The sequence below is a fragment of the Chitinimonas naiadis genome (genome assembly GCF_054780835.1).
The window spans coordinates 1-17,565 of record NZ_BAAGVO010000005.1; the positions used below are offsets into that span (position 1 = coordinate 1).

Here is a 17,565-nt window from a genome sequence, read left to right on the forward strand (position 1 = left end):
GGCTTCGCCACCGAACTTCTTCGACAGAATGGTGGTGATCGCGGCGGTCAGCGTGGTCTTACCATGGTCAACGTGACCAATCGTACCAACGTTTACGTGCGGCTTGGTCCGCTCGAATTTCTCTTTTGCCATTTTGGAGTCCTTGATTGCGAATAGAAACGTATCAAGCGATGGTGCCCATGGGCAGATTCGAACTGCCGACCTCTCCCTTACCAAGGGAGTGCTCTACCCCTGAGCTACATGGGCATTCCATACAAAACAGATGGAGCGGGTGAAGGGAATCGAACCCTCGTCGTAAGCTTGGAAGGCTTCTGCTCTACCATTGAGCTACACCCGCACGACAGGACTTCGAACCACTTGCCGCACGGCGCCTTGCAACGCCGCACAAACAAACCTGCTACTTCAATTCTGGTGGAGGGGGAAGGATTCGAACCTTCGAAGGCAGAGCCGTCAGATTTACAGTCTGATCCCTTTGACCGCTCGGGAACCCCTCCTGAATGAGCCGCGCATTATGGAGATACTCCCCCACCCTGTCAAACCCCTTCGTGAAATATTTCGCAGCAACAGCGTGTTTTCCACCCCAAACCGCGCCTGGCAGCGCCTTGCAGCCCCACCAACCCAGTCGCGCAATGACAACACATCGCCCATCTTATCAATCGCTTAGCAAGCGATCGACTTGGCAAACACGGCCACACCGTCCCACAAAAAAGTTTTTTCATAGGCCGGCAAAATAATTGCGGCCAGCCCTATAAATAGCGGAGGGCTGAACACCCATGTGCCAGCCCTCCGTCCTACCCTGCAGCGCGAAACACCATATCTTATATGACTTGCGCAGCCAGTCCGCCTACTCACCGCCCAATAGCCGTCGCTCGGCGCGAGCCAGCAGCTCCGGCGCCCCCAGCAACACCAGCACATCGCCCGCCGCCAGCACCTCATCGTCGCCCGGCTCGTCGATACGCGTCCCACCCCGGCGCAAGGTCTTCAGCATGACCCCCAGCTCCGGCAACCCCATTTCCTGCAAGGGACGGCCCACCGCCGCCGCCTTGGCGTCGAGTTGCAGCGAATGCAGCCGGGGCTGCGCCTGTTCGTCCAGGCTCTCATCACTGGCGCCACGGAAAAACCCCTTGAACAGGCTGTAGCGCTCCTCCCTCGCCCCGCGTATATGCCGCAACACCCGGTTCAGCGGCACGCCCAGCAGCATCATGGCGTGGGAGGCCAGCATCAGACTGCCCTCCATGATCTCCGCCACCACCTCGTCGGCGCCGGCATTGCGCAGTCGTTCTATATCGCTATCGTCCCACGTACGGACGATAACCGGCAGGTCCGGCCGCTCGGCACGGACCACGCTCAGTATCTTCAGTGCGGACGGCGTATCGTCATAGGTCACGATCAGCGCCCGGGCGCGGCTCAGACCGGCCGACATCAGCACCTCTCGCCGTGTCGCATCGCCAAACGACACATTCTCACCCGCCACCGCCGCCTCCTTGACACGCTCCGGGTCCAGGTCCAGCGCATAGATACTGATGTCTTCCTTCTGCAGCACCCGGGCCAGCGCCTGGCCACTGCGGCCATAGCCACAGAGGATCACATGGTCCGAGGTCGACATGGTCTTCGCCGCCAGCTGCGTCAGCCGCATGGCCTGCAACATCCAGTCCGAGGCAATGAAGCGCCGCACCACTGCGTCCGAATTCTGGATCAGGAACGGCGCCGCCAGCATGGACAACAGAATGGCCGCCAATGCCACCTGCTCGGCCGCCACCGGCAGCAAGTGCGAACTAGCCGCCAGGGTCAGCAGCACGAAGCCGAATTCACCGCCCTGACCCACCGCCATCCCGGTACGCACGGCCGTACCGGCGCTGCGGCCGAACAAGCGGGTCAGGCCGGCGATCACCGCCGCCTTGCCCACGGTCAGGAACAGGCACACCAGCAGCACCGCCCACAGCTGCTGCCAGACCGCCAGCAGGTTCAGCCGCATCCCCACCGTCACAAAGAACAAACCCAGCAGCAGGTCTCGGAATGGCCGGATATCCTCCTCCACCTGGTGCCGGTATTCGGTTTCCGCGATCAGCATGCCCGCCAGGAAGGCCCCCAGGGCCAGGCTCAGGCCCGCCTGGGCCGTCGCATAGGCGATACCCAACGTGACCAGCAGCACGTTCAGCACGAACAGCTCGGTCGAGCGCCCCTTGGCCACCAGATGAAACAGCGGCCGCAACAGGCGCGGGCCAAAGTAAAGCAGGATCACCAGCGTCAGCGCGATCTTCAGCACCGCCCAGCCCACCACGACCCACAGGCTGTCCGTCGCCTGCCCCAACGCCGGAATGATGATCAACAGCGGTACCACGGCCAGGTCCTGCATCAGCAGGATGCCGATCGCGTGCTGCCCGTGCGGCGAATTGACCTCCACCCGTTCCGCCAGCAGCTTGCTGACGATCGCGGTCGACGACATCGCCAGCGCACCACCCAGCGCCAGGCCAGCCTGCCACGGCAGACCGACGAGCATCGCGGCGCCCAGCACCAGCAGCAGGCAGGAAACCACCTGAGCCGAGCCGAGTCCGAATACCACCGTCCGCATGGCATTGAGCTTGGGCAGGCTGAACTCCAGCCCCAGGCTGAACATCAGGAATACCACACCATACTCGGCCAGCTCGCTGGCCTCCCCCGAGGAAGCAATCAGGCCCAGCGCATGCGGGCCGATGGCAATCCCGACCACCAGATAACCCAGCATGGCCGGCAATTGGATGCGGCGACACAGCGTCACCACGGCAACCGCAGCAGCGAGCAGGAGCAGGACAGTTTCCAGTGCGTGATGGTGCATGACTTCAATCAGGATGATGGATGCAGGGATTATACGAACAAGCAGCGACGGGACGAGGAACGGCGCATCCCTTATACTTCTATCTTATGACTGCACAAAGCATACCTACTGCGCAGGATCTGCTCGATCTTGCCCGCGAAGTCCTGACGATCGAAGCCGACGCGATCCGTGGCGTCGCCGAGCGGCTGGATGAATCCTTCCTGGCTGCGCACGCGCTGATGCTCGCCTGCCAGGGTCGCGTGGTGGTCACCGGCATCGGCAAATCCGGCCATATCGGCCGCAAGCTCGCCGCCACCCTCGCCTCGACCGGCACCCCAGCTTTCTTCATGCATCCGGCCGAGGCCGCCCACGGCGATCTCGGCATGATCACCGGCGACGACATCGTCCTGGCCCTGTCCTACTCGGGCGCAGCGGAAGAACTGGTGTCCCTGCTGCCCGCCATCAAGCGGCGCGGCGCCAAGATCGTCGCCATGTCCGGCAACCCGGAGTCCGCGCTGGCGCTGGCGGCCGACATCCATCTCAACGCCCGCGTCGAGAAGGAAGCCTGCCCGCTCAACCTGGCCCCGACCGCCAGCACGACCGCCACGCTGGCGCTCGGCGACGCGCTCGCAGTCAGCCTCCTGGAAGCGCGCGGCTTCAGTCGTGACGATTTCGCCCTGTCGCACCCGGGCGGCAGCCTGGGCCGTAAACTGCTGATCCATGTCCGCGACGTCATGCACCAGGGTGAGGCGCTGGCCGTGGTCGACCGCAACGCCAGCGTGCGCGATGCGCTGTTCGAGATCACCCGCAAGGGCCTGGGCCTGACAGCCGTGGTCGATGAACAAGGCGAGCTGCTCGGCGTCTTCACCGATGGCGACCTGCGTCGTGCCATGGATCAGGACATCGACCTGAAGTCAGCCCGGATAGAATCCGTGATGACCCGCAACCCAAAGACCATCGAAGCCGGCAAGCTGGCGGTGGAAGCCGTCCAGATGATGGAAAAATCCAAGGTCTATGTATTGTTGGTGAAGGAAGATGGCAGGCTCGCCGGCGCCATCCGCATGCATGACCTGCTGCAGGCCGGTGTGGTCTGATCCGTAACCGATAAGCAACAAGAAGCATTAAGCAAGGAATAAACAGTGCTGGAACGAGCTCAACCCGTACGTTTGATGATCTTCGATGTCGACGGCGTCATGACCGACGGCGGTCTGTACTTCACCGATGCCGGCGAAGAGATCAAGGCCTTCAACTCACTCGATGGCCACGGCCTCAAGATGCTCGCCGAAACCGGTGTCCAGTCGGCCATCATCACCGGCCGCAAGTCGCGCCTGGTGGAGCACCGCGCCCGCAACCTCGGTATCCAGCACCTGATCCAGGGCTCGCACGACAAGCTCGCCTCCTACGAGCAGCTGCTGGTCGATACCGGCTTCACCGCCGAGCAATGCGGCTATATGGGCGATGACGTCATCGACCTGCCGGTCATGCGCCGCGTCAGCTTTGCCGTGGCGGTGCCCGACTCGCCCACCCTGGTCCGGCAGCATGCCCATTACGTTACCGGCGCACGGGGTGGCCACGGCGCCGTACGCGAAGCCTGCGAAGTCATCATGCAGGCCCAGGGCACCTTTGACGCACTCATGGCGCACTATCTCCGGTGAGCATGCTGCCTGATCGCGCTGCCCGCGCCCTCCCCCTGCTGCTGCTCGGCCTCCTGGCCGGGCTTGCGCTGCTGCTCGACCGCGCCACCAACCTGCCCTTCTTTGCGCCCGGCATGGCCGGCAACGAGCCGGACCTGAAGATCAAGCGCTTCGTCGCAACCGGCTTCGGCCCCGAAGGCAAGCCGCTTTATGTATTGACTGCGGATGCCATGCAGCACTACCCGCAGGACGACCGCTCCGAACTCACCCACGCCAAGCTGGTTCGTACTTTGCCCGACCAGCCGGTCCTGAACGTGACCGCTACTGAGGCCACGGTCAGCGAGAGTGGCGACAAGATCGAATTTGACAAGGACGTGGTCATGCAGCGCGAACCGGCTGCCGACCTCGCCGCCATGACGCTGACCACCAGCCGCCTGTCCCTTGATACCGTCAAGGGCCTGGCCAACTCGGACGCCCCGGCCGTTATGGTCAGCGATGGCGACCGGGTGCAATCCACCGGCTTCGATTACGATCATACGAACGCGCGCCTCAAGCTGCGCTCCAAAGTGAGCATCAACTATGCCCCGCCGAAACGCTAAGATTGCCCTGCAAATGGCAGAGACTCATATCGACAACGCCTCGACCGGCAAAGCCGGTCGCTTGGACATCCCAGCTCAGCCACCGGAATCGCGTTTCGCTGATCTATCCCTCTCCCCCCGCCCTCGCCGCCGCGAGGGTGCCTCGCTGACGCTCTTAGGCGGCATCTTCGGGCGCTGGGTAGGTCTTTTGGCTGGCCTCGCCGTGCTGCCGCTGCTGGCGTACGCCGAGCTCGCCGACAGCTACAAGCCCATCCATGTCGACGCCGGCCGCGTGTCGCAGGACCAGAAAGCCGGTCGCGCCATTCTGGAAGGGGGCGTCAAGCTGACCCAGGGCACGCTGTCACTCGATGCCGACAACGCCGTCATGCAGGAGATGCCCAACGGTGAGCGCGTCGTCCACGCCGAGGGCCGGCAGGTCAAATTCCGGCAGAAGATGGAAGGCCAGAACGTCTGGCTGGAAGCCCGCGCCGACAAGCTCGACTACGACAGCAAGACAGGCGAGGTCAAACTGCGCGGCAATGCCTGGGTCAAGAAGGGTGAGGACGAAAGCACCGGCGCACTGATGACCTACAACTCGGTGACCGAGCAGTTCCAGGCCGAGGGCGCGCCCGCTACCGCCACCAACGACGGCCGCGTCCGCATGGTGATCCAGCCCAAGAAGAAGGCGCCGGAGGTCGAAGCCAAGCCATGACCTCCCGCCTCTCCGCCCAGCACCTGCAAAAACGCTACAAGACCCGCACCGTCGTGCGCGACGTGTCCATGCACGTCGATGCCGGTGAGGTCGTGGGTCTGCTCGGCCCGAACGGCGCCGGCAAGACCACCAGCTTCTACATGATCGTGGGCCTCGTTGCCCTCAATGGCGGCAAGATCTTCCTCGACGATGCCGAGATCACCCATCGTCCAATCCATGAACGCGCCCGCCTGGGCCTGGGCTACCTGCCGCAGGAAGCCTCGATCTTCCGTCGCATGACGGTGGCCGAGAACGTGCGTGCCATCCTCGAACTGCATGAATCCAGCAGCGACGCGGTCGAACATCGCCTGGACGAGCTGCTGCGCGAGCTCAATATCGCCCACCTGCGTGACAGCAGCGCCCTGTCGCTGTCCGGTGGCGAACGCCGCCGTTGCGAGATCGCCCGGGCGCTGGCCGCCAATCCCCGCTTCATCCTTCTGGACGAACCCTTCGCCGGTGTCGACCCGATCGCGGTGATGGATATCCAGAAAATTATCCGTTTCCTGAAAGAGAGACAGATCGGCGTACTGATTACCGATCACAATGTGCGGGAAACCCTGGGCATCTGCGACCGCGCCTACATCATCAACGAGGGCAGCGTGCTGGCCTCGGGGACGGCCGAAGAGATCGTCTATAACGACAACGTTCGCCGCGTGTACCTCGGCGAGCACTTCAGGCTGTAAGCCGACCTACAGAAACGCGGCATGAAACAGTCCCTCCAGCTCAAAGTCTCGCAGTCCCTGACGCTCACCCCGCAGCTTCAGCAGTCGATCAAACTGCTGCAGCTCTCCACGCTTGACCTCAACCAGGAGATCGAGCGCTTCCTGCAAGACAATCCCATGCTGGAACGGGAGGACGAGAACGAGCCGGAGATTCACCCGGTACGCGAGGATGGCACTCCGGTCGAACTGCCCAACAGCAGCCCGACACTGGATGAAGCCCCGGCAGCCGAGCCGACCGAGCCCGACTTCGACATGGACGACGCGCTCGGCGACAACTACTGGAATGAAGCCAGCGGCAGCGGCAAGGGTCGCGACGACGATGACGAATTCGACCCTCAGGCCAACGTCGCGCGCATCTCCACCCTGCGCGAGCACCTGCTGGAACAGTTGGGCCTGCTGCCACTGAGCCCGCGCGATCACGCCGTCGCCAACCTGATCATCGACGCGCTCGACGACCATGGCTACCTCGGCCTGAGCCTGGAAGAAATCTTCGAGCTGATCCCGCTGGAACTGCGCGAACAACTGGAACTGGAACTGGAAGAACTGCAGATTGGCTGGCAGTTGATCCGACAACTGGAACCTTGTGGCGTGGCAGCGGTCGATCTTAAAGACTGCCTGGCTTTGCAGCTCAAGCAGTTGATGGCCCATGAACCGGCTAGCGGATTGGCCCTCATGATCGTTGCTGACCATCTCGATTTATTGGCCAACAAGGACTACAGTAAGCTTAAGAGAACGCTGAAATGCGACGACGAAACCCTGAAGGCGGCCCAGACGCTGATACAGCGCCTGAACCCGCGGCCAGGGGCCGTGTTTGGCGAAACGGATACGCGTTATGTGGTAGCCGATGTGACGGTCAAGAAGCTCCGGCAGGGCTGGACGGTACAGCTCAACGAAGCGGCGATGCCCAAGCTCAAGGTCAACCAGCTGTACGCCAATCTACTCCGGCAGCAACGCGAGAACGGCGCGGGGCTGTCTGGACAGCTGCAGGAAGCCAAATGGCTGATCAAGAACGTCCAGCAACGCTTCGATACCATCCTCAGGGTGGCGCAGGCGATCGTGGAGAAGCAACAACGCTTCTTCGAGCACGGCGAGGTGGCCATGCGGCCGCTGGTGCTGCGCGACATCGCCGAGGAACTGGATCTGCACGAATCGACCATTTCCCGCGTCACCACCCAGAAGTACATGCTTACGCCGCGAGGCATCTATGAGTTCAAATATTTCTTTGGCAGTCATGTCGATACCGACTCCGGCGGGGAATGCTCCGCCATCGCCATCAAGGCCCTGATCAAACAACTGATCCAGAGCGAAGACCCGAAAAAACCGCTTAGCGACAGCACGATTGCCGAGGTACTCGGCAAGCAGGGCATCAACGTTGCCCGCCGTACCGTCGCCAAGTACCGTGAAGCCATGCAAATCCCTCCCGTGAACCAACGAAAGTCCCTGTAGCCGCCTTGCAGTTCGGCGGCGTCCTTAACACAAGGAGAGTCGTATGAACCTGACCATCAGTGGGCACCACCTCGACGTAACCCCAGCCATCCGCGAATATGTGGAGACCAAGCTGGAAAGGGTGACGCGCCATTTCGATCATGTGATCGACATGGGCGTGACACTCAGCGTCGACAAGCTGCAGCAGAAGATCGAAGTCAATGTCCATCTGCGCGGCAAGGATATACACGTGGAAGCCACCGAGCCCGATATGTACGCCGCCATCGACCTGGTGGCCGACAAGCTGGATCGGCAGGTGTTGAAGCACAAGGAAAAGCGTTACGGTGATCGCCACAGTGATGCAATGAAGTATCAAACCGGCCCGGAAAGCCAGGAAAGCGCACAACCCGCCGCCTGACGTCGGCACAGTTATAGCGAGAGGGAACGGGAACGGTACAGGGACACCGTTCCCGTTTTCGTTGTACACGGTACAAACTCACAGCAGACTGGATCTTCAGTGCCACACCCGGCCCAGCCGGGTGCTAACCGGCGGTCGATGTTCACACGCGCATTTGCTTTCTTATCACCCCATCCCCTCGCCCTTGCCGCCGCAAGGGAGCCTCGCTGACGCTCGTCAGTGACTTGAATCCGTAGGGTAGAAAGCGTAGCGCCTTCCGCCAGGCGCACGCTCAACGAAGCGCCCTCCATCAGGCAAAGCGACCAGCGGTAGGGCGCAATCCCCGAAGGGCATTGCGCCGTATGGTTCCTGTAGCTTTAACAACAGCACGGCGCCCTTCCCCTGCCTAAAGCGCTCGCCCCACAAGGCATCGCTCGATCTGTGGCGCTTCACCCACGGCCTGTCAGGTTTTACTAAGCAATATCTGCTTACTCGCCTTGTCGCCACAACTGGCCGGCGTACAATGGCGGCCTATTTCTGTACAGCACACCCATGGCCTCGATTGCCTCCATCCTGCCTCTGAGCAATGTATTCCTCGATCTGGACCTGACCAGCAAGAAGCGCCTGTTTGAACAGGCGGGTCTGCTGTTCGAGAACAGTCACGGCATCGCGCGCAGCGCCATCTTCGATGCCCTGTTCGCCCGCGAGAAACTCGGCTCGACCGGCCTGGGTCAGTGCGTCGCCATTCCGCACGGCCGGATCAAAGGGCTCAAGGAAGCAGTCGGCGTGTTTGTCCGCCTGAAGCAGCCGATCCCCTTCGAGGCGCCGGACGGCAAAGCCGTCAATCTCGCCTTCGTGCTGCTGGTCCCCGAGCAAGCTACCGACCTGCACCTGCAGATACTGTCCGAGCTGGCCCAGCTGTTCAGCGACAAGAAGATCCGTGAAGCCCTGACGCTCGCCCCTACCGCCGAACAGGTCCACCAGTTGCTGACGCAGTGGCAACCCTGAGTTGAGCTGGCCCGGGCCGGCGCTTTCCCGCCACAGGCCCGACAAACGTCAACAACGGCGCGGGCTGACACGCTAAGATGGCTGCAACAGGGGCCTTACCGGCCAGGTAGTCGTCCATGGCAGATCGGTGAAGCCGCCCTTATCCCATTGCACACGGATTTCAAAGCGAACCCATGCCGCAGATTACCGTCCGCCAGCTCTTCATCGACAACGCCGAAAAGCTGCGCCTGACCTGGCTGGCCGGCCAGAGTGGCGCCAACAACCTGCTGTCCAACGAGGCCGATAGCCAAAAGCCGGCTCACGCTCTGGTCGGCCACCTGAACTTCGTCCACCCGAACCGCATCCAGGTGCTGGGTCTGGCCGAGATCGCCTACCTGCAAGGCGTCGAGCCCACGGCACTGAAGAAGTCGCTGGATCATCTGTTCAGTACCGATATGGCCGCCATGATCGTAGCCAATGGCCAAGCCACGCCTGACGTACTGCGCGAAGCCTGCGAGCGTGCGCATGTGCCGCTGCTGACCTCGCCCGAGCAGTCCCCCTACCTGATGGACGTGCTGCGCTTCTATCTGGCCAAGGCGCTGGCGGTCTCCACCAATCTGCACGGCGTATTCCTGGACGTGCTCGAGGTCGGCGTACTGATCACCGGCGAGAGCGCCATGGGTAAGAGCGAACTGGCGCTGGAACTGATCTCGCGCGGACACGGCATCGTCGCCGACGACGTGGTAGAACTGTACCGCATCGCCCCCGATACGCTCGAGGGCCGCTGCCCCCCGCTGCTGCGCGACTTCCTCGAAGTCCGCGGCCTCGGCGTGCTGAATATCCGTACCATCTTCGGTGAGACTGCGGTCCGCCCCAAGAAGAACCTCAAGCTCATCATCCACCTGACCAAGCAGGCGGAATCCATCACCCCGCTCGACCGCCTGCAGATGCAGGCAGCCACCCAGTCGGTGCTCGATGTCGCCGTGCGCAAGGTCGTGCTGCCGGTCGCCGCCGGCCGCAACTTGGCGGTGCTGGTAGAAGCCGCCGTTCGCAACTACATCCTGCAATTGCGCGGTATCGACTCGACCCGGGAATTCATCGAGCGGCATCAGCGCTTCATGGAATCGGGAGAGTAGACCGTGCCGATGACCACGACGCAGATCGTCCTGATCTCGGGCCTGTCCGGCTCCGGCAAGAGCGTGGCGCTCAAGCTGCTGGAAGACCTCGACTATTTCTGCATCGACAACCTGCCAGCCACCCTGCTGCTGCAGACCGTCTGCATGCTGCGTGACCAGGGTCACCGGCACATCGGCATCAGCGTCGACATTCGTGGCGCGCAAAGCCTGCCCGCCCTGCCGGCCTGCGTCGCCGAGCTGAAGGCCCAGAGCGCCGACGTTCGCGTCCTCTTCCTCGAGGCCAAGACCGAGGCCCTGCTGAAGCGCTTCTCCGAGACCCGCCGCAAGCACCCGCTGAACACCCAGCACCCCGACCTGACGGTCACCGAGTGCATCCTGCTCGAGCGCGAAGTCCTGGCCGACATCGCCGACCTAGCCCATCGGCTCGACACCAGCGACCTGTCCGCTAACGCCATGCGCGGCTGGGTTAAGCAGTGGCTGGCGCTGGACCAGACCCGGCTGACACTGATCTGCCAATCCTTTGGTTTCAAGCATGGCCTGCCGCTCGATGCCGATTTCGTCTTCGATGTACGCTGTCTGCCCAACCCCTACTATGATCCCGAGCTACGGCCACTGACGGGCCGTGACCAGCCGGTCATCGACTACCTCGAAAGCGAACCGGCCGCCCTGACCATGTACCAGGACGTCAGCGACTACCTGGCGCGCTGGCTGCCCATGTTCGATCGCGACAACCGCAGTTACGTGACCGTGGCCATCGGCTGCACCGGTGGCCAGCACCGCTCGGTCTGGCTGGCAGAGAAGATCGCCCAGCACTTCCTGGCCAAGCGGCAGGTCCTGGTCCGGCACCGCGAATACCCCGGCGAAATCGCATGAGCACCGCACCCCGCACCGTCACCCTCGCGCTGACCGGCGCCTCCGGCATGCCCTTCGGCCTGCGCCTGCTCGAATGCCTGCTGGCTGCCGGCGTACAGGTCTACCTGCTGTACTCGCAAGCCGCACAGGTCGTGATCCGCCAGGAAGTCGGCGAAACCTGGCCTTCGCGGGCCAAGGAAGTCGAAGCCATGCTCAGCGAGCGCTACGGCGTCGCGGCGCCCCAGCTGCGCGTCTTCGGTCGTGAGGAGTGGTTTGCCCCGGTCGCCTCCGGCTCCAATCCTGCCGACGCCATGGTCATCTGCCCCTGCACCATGGGTACTCTGGCCGCCATCGCCGCCGGCATGAGCGACAACCTGATCGAACGCGCTGCCGACGTCAGCATCAAGGAAAACCGGCCGCTGGTCATCGTCCCGCGCGAGACCCCCTACTCGGTCATCCACCTCGAGAACATGCTCAAGCTGGCCCGGCTCGGCGTCTGCGTGCTGCCGCCCAATCCCGGCTTCTACCACCATCCACAAACCATCGGCGCGCTGGTGGATTTCGTGGTGGCCCGCATCCTCGACCAGCTCAAGGTTCCACACCAGCTGATGACCCGCTGGGGCGACGACAGCACCGACGCTGCCTGAACATCCGCCAGGCGACGCCGCAAACAATAAGCAACGGAGGCGAACAACGCCTCGCAAACCAGGAGAAGTCAGATGGCGATGGATGTAGTGGATTACGAAATCTTCGGCGACGACATGCAGTATGTCGAAGTCGAGCTGGACCCGGGCGAAGCCGCCGTCGGCGAAGCCGGTACCCTGTTCTACATGCAAGATGGTATCCAGATGGATACCATCTTCGGCGATGGCTCAGCCCAGCAAAGCGGCCTCATGGGCAAGCTCATGGGCGCCGGCAAGCGTCTCCTGACCGGCGAATCGCTATTCACCACCGTTTTCAGCAACCAGGGCAGCGGCAAGAAGCGTGTTGCCTTCAGTGCCGCCTATCCCGGCAAGATCATCCCGGTCCACCTGCCCGACGTCGGCGGTACCCTCTTGTGCCAGAAGGATGCCTTCCTCTGTGCCGCCAAGGGCGTCTCGCTCGGTATCGCCTTCCAGAAGAAACTCGGCGCCGGCTTCTTCGGCGGCGAAGGCTTCATCCTGCAAAAGCTCGAGGGTGACGGCCTGGCCTTCGTCCACGCTGGCGGCGCCATCATGGAGAAGACGCTGCAACCTGGCGAGACCCTGCGTGTCGACACCGGCTGCGTAGTCGCCTTCGCCCCGACCGTCGACTTCGACATCCAGTACGTCGGCAACATCAAGAGCGCACTGTTCGGCGGAGAAGGCCTGTTCTTCGCCACCTTGCGCGGCCCGGGCAAGGTCTGGCTGCAGTCGCTGCCACTCGCCCGGCTGGCCAATCGCATCGTTGGCGCCTCCAAGGTCGGCGGCGGCACCGGTGGTGAGCAAGGCTCGGTACTCGGCGGGCTCGGCAACCTGTTCGAACGCGAATAGACCGTTCCGGCACATGAAAAAGGCCACCGATCCCGGTGGCCTTTTCTTTTTTCTTGCTAGCCGGTCCTAGCGGGCCAGCTTCGCGTTGACGCTCTCGAGGTCGCGCTCCGCCAGTTCACCCACCGCAGCCGACAACTTCAGCTGGTTCAGCAAGTAGCTGTAGCGCGCCTGGGCCAAGTCACGCTTGGTCGAATAATACTGCTGCTGTGCATTCAACAGGTCCAGCGTAGTCCGCACACCGACCTCCTTGCCAAGCTTGGTCGAATCGAGCGAGCTCTGCGAGGATACCAGCGCCTGCTCCAGCGCCTTGATCTGCGCCGCACCGGATTCCACCCCCAGGTAAGCCTGCTTGGTGGTCTGCGCCGTGCTGCGACGGGTGGCTTCCAGGTCGTACTGGGCCTTGTCACGCAGCGCGACCGACTCCCGCAGCTTGGAACTGGTGCTGCCACCGGTAAAGATCGGGATATTCAGCTGCACGCCGATCGAGGTGTTATTGGTGTTGTTGGCACCGCGGGCGGCAGCCAGGCCATTCTTGTTCCAGGTCTCACCATATTGCGCCACCAGGTCCAGCGTCGGCTGGCGCAGCAGGCGATAACGGTCAATCTCGGCTTCGGCGATAGCGAGTGCACCGCGCTGGCTGTCGATCGCCAGGCTCTTCTGCTCAGCCTGCTTGACCCACACATTCACGTCGGCCGGGCTCGGCGGGGTTGCGGTCATCTTCCCCGGCAACACCGCTAGGCCGTCGCCCGGCACGCCGGTCAACTGCAGGAAGGCATTCTGCTTGACCGTCAGGTCATTCAGCGCTGCGATTTCGCTGGCGACGATGGCGTCATACTTGGCCTGTGCCTCGTGCGTATCGGTGATGGTCGCCACACCGACTTCGAAGCTCTTCTTGGCCTGGGCCAGCTGCTGCGACACGGCATCCTTCTGTGCCCGCACGAACTCCAGGCTGTCCTGGGCGTACAACACATCAAAGTAAGCCTGCGCCACACGCAGGATCAGGTCCTGCTTGGCCACCGCAAAGTTCACCTCGGCCAGACGGGCCTGCTCCTGAAGCTGGGTGCTACCCACGCTGGCAGAAGCCCGATAGATCGGCTGGTTGGCCGATACGGTATAGCCATAAGTATTGCCCGAGGCCGACGCACTGGCAGTGCCGGCAGCCGTCTTGCCTTCGGATTCGGTCTTGGCATGGGTGTAGTTGCCATCCAGGCCCACTTGCGGCAACCACAACGCCCGCGCCTGATTGGTCTTCTCCTGGCCAGCCCGCAAAGCCGCTTCGGCGCCGGCAAAGGTGGCGTCGTACTTCTTGGCTTCCTGGTAGACCTGCAGCAGATCGGCTGCCAAGGCGGTGGAACCCGCGGCGAGCATGACCGCCAGCGACAGGGCGCGGATTGCATAGCGTTGCATGGTTGATCCTCTGATTGAGCGCGTTATGTAAACATACTGCGCAGTATCTTACTATGAGTTGTAACTGAATTCTAAGTCAGTTTATCGCCACGTTGCGCGAGTCGTGAACAATTTGCCACTCGCGCAACGCCGGTTTTACCGCTTTTTACGACAAGACACGCGCTCAAGCCACATCCAGCGGCTTCTTGACGCCATACCATGCGGCGTAGAGCGCCGGCAGGAACAGCAGGGTCAAGACGGTGGCCACCAGCAGGCCGCCCATGATGGACCAGGCCATCGGCCCCCAGAAGGTCGACCGGGTCAGCGGCACCATCGCCAGGATGGCGGCCGCTGCCGTCAGCATGATGGGGCGGAAACGCCGCACCGCCGATTCGACGATGGCATGCCAGGGATGCTCGCCCTCCTTGGTATGCTGGTCGATCTGGTCCACCAGGATCACCGAGTTGCGCATGATCATGCCGGCCAGTGCGATCACCCCCAGCTGCGCGACAAAGCCGAACGGCACCTGGAACAGCAGCAGAATGGCCGCCACACCGATCATGCCGAGTGGCGCCGTGAGCAACACCAGCACCATCTTGCCGATATTCTGCAGCTGGAACATCAACAGCGTCATGACCGTCAGCAGCATCAGCGGCATCACTGCCACAATGGAACCCTGGCTACGCAGGCTGGACTCCTGCGAACCGCCGATCGCGATGCCATAACCCAGCGGCAGCGTATCGGACAACTGCTTGACCTTGGGCCACAGCGCCATGGTCACATCCGGCGCCTGGGCGCCTTCCACGTCCGCGCGCACCGAGATGGTCGGCATGCGATTGCGGCGCCAGATCAGGCTCTCCTCGCTCTCCAGCTTCAGATGGGCAATCTGGCTGACCGGAATATACTTGCCGCCTCCCAAGTAGACCTTCGCGTCCTTCAGGTTGTTGAGATCGGTCCGCTCCGGCGTATCCAGTCGCGCCACCACATCGATCGTGCGGTCATACTCGCGGTACTGTGTCACCGTCACGCCGCTCAGCGAAGTCTGCAAGGCCATCGACAGCTGCTGCGAGGTCATGCCCAGAGCCCGGGCTTTGTCCTGGTCCACCTCCAGCCGCATCACCTTGACTCGCTCGCTCCAGTCCGTGTTCACATGCCGCACGTTCGGATTCGCCCGCATCAGGGCCGCCACCTGCTCGGCAATGACCTTGATCTTCGCCTGGTCGGGACCGGACACCCGGAACTGCAGCGGATAGCCCACCGGCGGGCCATTCTCCAGCCGCGTCACGCGGCCCCGCACCAACGGGAAATCGGACTCGAACAGCTTCTGTATCTTGACGAAGACCTCATCGCGCACATGCTCGTTCTTGGTCATCACCATCAACTGCGCAAAGTTCAGGTTAGGCAGCTGCTGCTCCAACGGCAGGTAAAAGCGTGGGCTGCCGTTGCCGACATAGCTGGTGACGCTGACCACATTCGGGTCGCCCTTCAGCTTCTGCTCCAGCGCCTTCACCTGCGCCTCGGTCTGCAGATAGGTCGACGCCTGCGGCAGCCACACGTCCACCATCAGCTCCGGACGGTTGGACGACGGGAAGAACTGCTTGGGCACGAAGCGGAACAGGCCGACCGACACCACGAAGGCGAGTACGGTCACCAGGATCACCGTCTTGCGATAACTCAGGCACCAGTTCACCAGCTTGCGAAATCGCACATAGAACGGCTTCTGGTAGACCGCATGCTCGTCGCCATGGTGCTTCGTTTCCGGTAACAGCTTGAAGCCCAGATAGGGCGTGAATACCACCGCCACGATCCAGCTCAGGATCAGCGAGATACCCACCACCTGGAAGATCGACACCGTGTACTCGCCGGCATTGGACTTCGCCAGGCCCACCGGCATAAAGCCCGCCGCCGTGATCAGCGTCCCGGTCAGCATCGGGAAGGCCGTCGTCGTATAGGCATAGGTAGCCGCCCGCAGCCTGTCCCAGCCCTGTTCCAGCTTGAGTGCCATCATTTCGACCGCAATGATGGCGTCGTCCACCAGCAGGCCCAGCGAGATGATCAGCGCCCCCAGCGAGATCCGCTGCAGGTCGAGGCCAAAGGCATACATTGCCAGGAAGGTCATGGCCAGTACCAGCGGAATGGACAGCGCCACCACAAGGCCTGTACGCAGTCCGAGCGAGACGAAGGACACCGCCAGCACGATCACCACCGCCTCGATCAGGCTCTTCACAAACTCATGGATGGATTCCGCCACCACCTTGGGCTGGTCGGACACCGCATGCAGCTCCACCCCTACCGGCAGCTCGGCGCGGATGCGCGCCAGGCTGGCGTTCAGCTTTTCACCGAGCTGGATCACATCCCCGCCTTTGCGCATGCTGACCGCCAGGCCGATCGCCTCCTGGCCGTTGAAGCGGAATTTGACCGCAGTCGGGTCAACATAACCCCGATAGACGCGCGCCACATCACCCAGCCGGAAAGTCCGGCCATTGGCGCGGATGCCGATATTGCGGATCGCCTCGATCGAATCGAACTCGCCGGTGACACGCAGCGCCACCCGCTCACTACCGGTCTCCACCACGCCGGCCGGCACCACCGCATTGGTGGCTTGCAGGGTCTGGAACACCAGCTGCGGATCAATCCCCAGCGACGACAGCTTGGCGTTGGACGTCTCAACATAGACCTTCTCGTCCTGCACACCCACATAATCGATCTTGTTCACGTCCGGCACATGCAGCAGCTCGGCCCGCGCCGCATCCACGAACTTCTTCAATTCGGCATAGCTGAAGCCATCGCTGGTAAACGCATACAGATTGCCAAAGGTATCGCCGAACTCATCATTGAAGAACGGCCCCTGTACGCCCGACGGCAACGTGTACTTCATGTCGCCGATCTTCTTGCGGACCTGGTACCACACGCCCTGCACTGCCTGCGGCGGCAACTCTTCCTTCAGGCTGATCAGCAGCTGGTTCTCGCCAGCCTTGGAGTAGGAACGCACATAGTCGATCTCCGACATCTCCTGGAGCTTCTTCTCCATCTTGTCGGTGACCTGCAACTCCATGTCGCTGGCCGATGCTCCAGGCCAATAGGTCTGGATCACCATAGCCTTGAAGGTGAATTCCGGGTCTTCCTTCTGCCCCAGGCGGGTATAGGAGAACACCCCCGCCAGCATGAAGACCACGATGAAATACAGCACCAGCTGCTGGTGCTTGAGTGCCCATTCGGACAGGTTGATGCCACGCATGCTGATCGTCTTTCCATTGGCGTAGGGTGGCGCTGGGAACCCCCTTGCTCGCTACGGCGAGGGCGGGGGAGCGGAGAAACCAGCGACGACCCGTTGATTCACTAGGGCACCCAGGCGGCCGGCCAGGCCTGGCGCAGAGGTGCCATGGCAGATA

Annotated in this window: 16 protein-coding genes and 3 tRNA genes; 12 read left to right on the forward strand and 7 right to left on the reverse strand. The window is 62.4% G+C overall.

The window, feature by feature from the left end; genetic code table 11:
- From ACYVHK_RS15875 to ACYVHK_RS15895, 5 genes are all read right to left on the reverse strand, one after another.
- The coding region (locus ACYVHK_RS15875; RefSeq protein WP_460535434.1) for a GTP-binding protein at positions 1-132 on the reverse strand (132 nt) is incomplete at its 3' end.
- A 39-nt stretch (positions 133-171) separates the two neighbouring features.
- Positions 172-246, reverse strand: a tRNA-Thr gene (locus ACYVHK_RS15880).
- A 17-nt stretch (positions 247-263) separates the two neighbouring features.
- A tRNA-Gly gene (locus ACYVHK_RS15885) sits at positions 264-337 on the reverse strand.
- Between the two features lie 72 nt (positions 338-409).
- A tRNA-Tyr gene (locus ACYVHK_RS15890) sits at positions 410-494 on the reverse strand.
- Positions 495-844: 350 nt separating this feature from the next.
- Positions 845-2,815: a monovalent cation:proton antiporter-2 (CPA2) family protein gene (locus tag ACYVHK_RS15895; RefSeq protein WP_460534081.1), complete on the reverse strand. Its 1,971-nt coding sequence runs from the start codon at positions 2,813-2,815 to the stop codon at positions 845-847.
- 86 nt (positions 2,816-2,901) lie between these two features.
- Here ACYVHK_RS15895 and ACYVHK_RS15900 point away from each other — a divergent pair, with 86 nt between their 5' ends.
- From ACYVHK_RS15900 to ACYVHK_RS15955, 12 genes are all read left to right on the forward strand, one after another.
- On the forward strand, positions 2,902-3,888 hold the full coding sequence (locus tag ACYVHK_RS15900) for a KpsF/GutQ family sugar-phosphate isomerase (protein WP_460534083.1): 987 nt from the start codon (positions 2,902-2,904) through the stop codon (positions 3,886-3,888).
- Between the two features lie 45 nt (positions 3,889-3,933).
- The gene (kdsC, locus tag ACYVHK_RS15905) at positions 3,934-4,449 is read left to right on the forward strand and encodes a KdsC family phosphatase (RefSeq protein ID WP_460534085.1); all 516 of its coding nucleotides are present in this window, start codon (positions 3,934-3,936) and stop codon (positions 4,447-4,449) included.
- Between the two features lie 2 nt (positions 4,450-4,451).
- Positions 4,452-5,027, forward strand: a complete 576-nt coding sequence (lptC, locus tag ACYVHK_RS15910) for an LPS export ABC transporter periplasmic protein LptC (RefSeq protein WP_460534087.1) — start codon at positions 4,452-4,454, stop codon at positions 5,025-5,027.
- Positions 5,028-5,040: 13 nt separating this feature from the next.
- Positions 5,041-5,718, forward strand: a complete 678-nt coding sequence (gene lptA / locus ACYVHK_RS15915) for a lipopolysaccharide transport periplasmic protein LptA (protein ID WP_460534089.1) — start codon at positions 5,041-5,043, stop codon at positions 5,716-5,718.
- Complete coding sequence (gene lptB / locus ACYVHK_RS15920; RefSeq protein WP_460534091.1) at positions 5,715-6,440, forward strand: LPS export ABC transporter ATP-binding protein; 726 nt, start codon at positions 5,715-5,717, stop codon at positions 6,438-6,440. The genes lptA and lptB overlap by 4 nt, the downstream gene beginning before the upstream one ends.
- A gap of 21 nt (positions 6,441-6,461) precedes the next feature.
- Positions 6,462-7,925, forward strand: a complete 1,464-nt coding sequence (locus tag ACYVHK_RS15925; protein ID WP_460534093.1) for an RNA polymerase factor sigma-54 — start codon at positions 6,462-6,464, stop codon at positions 7,923-7,925.
- A 43-nt stretch (positions 7,926-7,968) separates the two neighbouring features.
- On the forward strand, positions 7,969-8,322 hold the full coding sequence (hpf, locus tag ACYVHK_RS15930; protein ID WP_460534095.1) for an HPF/RaiA family ribosome-associated protein: 354 nt from the start codon (positions 7,969-7,971) through the stop codon (positions 8,320-8,322).
- 531 nt (positions 8,323-8,853) lie between these two features.
- Positions 8,854-9,309 (forward strand): PTS sugar transporter subunit IIA, encoded by a 456-nt coding sequence (ptsN, locus tag ACYVHK_RS15935; protein ID WP_460534097.1) that lies wholly within the window; start codon positions 8,854-8,856, stop codon positions 9,307-9,309.
- Positions 9,310-9,482: 173 nt separating this feature from the next.
- Positions 9,483-10,424 carry an HPr kinase/phosphorylase gene (gene hprK / locus ACYVHK_RS15940; protein ID WP_460534099.1) on the forward strand — a complete coding sequence of 314 codons (942 nt, stop codon included), beginning with the start codon at positions 9,483-9,485 and terminating at the stop codon, positions 10,422-10,424.
- A 9-nt stretch (positions 10,425-10,433) separates the two neighbouring features.
- Entirely contained in the window at positions 10,434-11,297 is an 864-nt protein-coding gene (rapZ, locus tag ACYVHK_RS15945) for a RapZ family nucleotide-binding protein (RefSeq protein ID WP_460535436.1), read from the forward strand.
- Positions 11,294-11,923 (forward strand): flavin prenyltransferase UbiX, encoded by a 630-nt coding sequence (locus ACYVHK_RS15950; RefSeq protein ID WP_460534101.1) that lies wholly within the window; start codon positions 11,294-11,296, stop codon positions 11,921-11,923. The genes rapZ and ACYVHK_RS15950 overlap by 4 nt, the downstream gene beginning before the upstream one ends.
- Before the next feature lie 72 nt (positions 11,924-11,995).
- A complete protein-coding gene (locus ACYVHK_RS15955) occupies positions 11,996-12,787 on the forward strand; it encodes an AIM24 family protein (RefSeq protein ID WP_460534103.1) in 792 nt (263 codons plus the stop codon).
- 66 nt (positions 12,788-12,853) lie between these two features.
- Here the strand turns inward: ACYVHK_RS15955 and ACYVHK_RS15960 are convergent, their stop codons facing one another.
- Together ACYVHK_RS15960 and ACYVHK_RS15965 are read right to left on the reverse strand one after the other, a co-directional pair.
- The gene (locus ACYVHK_RS15960; RefSeq protein WP_460534105.1) at positions 12,854-14,194 is read right to left on the reverse strand and encodes a TolC family protein; all 1,341 of its coding nucleotides are present in this window, start codon (positions 14,192-14,194) and stop codon (positions 12,854-12,856) included.
- 163 nt (positions 14,195-14,357) lie between these two features.
- Positions 14,358-17,411 carry an efflux RND transporter permease subunit gene (locus ACYVHK_RS15965; RefSeq protein ID WP_460534107.1) on the reverse strand — a complete coding sequence of 1,018 codons (3,054 nt, stop codon included), beginning with the start codon at positions 17,409-17,411 and terminating at the stop codon, positions 14,358-14,360.
- Between the last annotated feature and the right edge of the window lie 154 nt (positions 17,412-17,565).

Excerpts from the sequence above, each read along its gene's own strand:
- ACYVHK_RS15950 (WP_460534101.1), top strand. The coding sequence starts at position 11,294 with ATGAGCACCGCACCCCGCACCGTCACCCTCGCGCTGACCGGCGCCTCC.
- ptsN (WP_460534097.1), top strand. The coding sequence starts at position 8,854 with ATGGCCTCGATTGCCTCCATCCTGCCTCTGAGCAATGTATTCCTCGAT.
- ACYVHK_RS15955 (WP_460534103.1), top strand. The coding sequence starts at position 11,996 with ATGGCGATGGATGTAGTGGATTACGAAATCTTCGGCGACGACATGCAG.
- ACYVHK_RS15895 (WP_460534081.1), bottom strand. The coding sequence starts at position 2,815 with ATGCACCATCACGCACTGGAAACTGTCCTGCTCCTGCTCGCTGCTGCG.
- rapZ (WP_460535436.1), top strand. The coding sequence starts at position 10,434 with ATGACCACGACGCAGATCGTCCTGATCTCGGGCCTGTCCGGCTCCGGC.
- lptC (WP_460534087.1), top strand. The coding sequence starts at position 4,452 with ATGCTGCCTGATCGCGCTGCCCGCGCCCTCCCCCTGCTGCTGCTCGGC.
- ACYVHK_RS15900 (WP_460534083.1), top strand. The coding sequence starts at position 2,902 with ATGACTGCACAAAGCATACCTACTGCGCAGGATCTGCTCGATCTTGCC.
- ACYVHK_RS15965 (WP_460534107.1), bottom strand. The coding sequence starts at position 17,411 with ATGCGTGGCATCAACCTGTCCGAATGGGCACTCAAGCACCAGCAGCTG.
- hpf (WP_460534095.1), top strand. The coding sequence starts at position 7,969 with ATGAACCTGACCATCAGTGGGCACCACCTCGACGTAACCCCAGCCATC.
- lptB (WP_460534091.1), top strand. The coding sequence starts at position 5,715 with ATGACCTCCCGCCTCTCCGCCCAGCACCTGCAAAAACGCTACAAGACC.
- ACYVHK_RS15925 (WP_460534093.1), top strand. The coding sequence starts at position 6,462 with ATGAAACAGTCCCTCCAGCTCAAAGTCTCGCAGTCCCTGACGCTCACC.
- hprK (WP_460534099.1), top strand. The coding sequence starts at position 9,483 with ATGCCGCAGATTACCGTCCGCCAGCTCTTCATCGACAACGCCGAAAAG.
- lptA (WP_460534089.1), top strand. The coding sequence starts at position 5,041 with ATGGCAGAGACTCATATCGACAACGCCTCGACCGGCAAAGCCGGTCGC.
- ACYVHK_RS15960 (WP_460534105.1), bottom strand. The coding sequence starts at position 14,194 with ATGCAACGCTATGCAATCCGCGCCCTGTCGCTGGCGGTCATGCTCGCC.